This is a genomic window from Neisseria sp. P0001.S005 (assembly GCF_051963715.1).
In genome coordinates this window covers 1-442 of record NZ_JBQCTZ010000610.1, presented here as the reverse complement: position 1 = coordinate 442, position 442 = coordinate 1, and the positions used below count along the sequence as shown (strand labels likewise).

2 protein-coding genes are annotated in these 442 nt (G+C 44.6%); both read right to left on the bottom strand.

Annotation, left to right across the window (positions count from 1 at the left end; translation table 11 throughout):
- Window positions 1–257 (bottom strand): succinate dehydrogenase, hydrophobic membrane anchor protein (sdhD, locus tag ACTHSP_RS21980; RefSeq protein ID WP_440347006.1); only part of this gene is annotated, 257 nt, incomplete at its 3' end.
- The coding region (sdhC, locus tag ACTHSP_RS21975; RefSeq protein WP_440347005.1) for a succinate dehydrogenase, cytochrome b556 subunit at window positions 251–442 on the bottom strand (192 nt) is incomplete at its 5' end. The genes sdhD and sdhC, both read right to left, overlap by 7 nt.

Genomic DNA, 442 nt, shown 5'->3' with positions numbered 1-442 from the left:
AAAGGCTTAATGTAGTCCATCCACAAATCGCGGATACCTACCCATGCATGCAGGAATACGGCCAAGAAGCTCACTTGGGTAAATACTTTCACCCAAGTCTGATCAAAAAATGCCTGCCATGCCGAATATTCTTTAGGCAACGTAAACAAAACAACCAAAAGAACCACGGTATACACCAACATGATGACCGCAGTTGCACGTTGCATTGCCCAATCGCGCAAACCGTAATGCGCACCTGTCAATTTACGTTCTACCATAACAAAGCTCCCAAAACGACAGTCAGAATCAAAGCAGAAGCAAATACAACTTTAGCAGTAGCACGGGCAGTATTTAATTCCAAGCCTTTGTGTACATCCAAAAACAGAAAGCGGATACCGGCGAAAAAGTGGTGCAGATATGCCCACAACAGACCGATAAGGATCAGCTTCACAAACGGATTGGA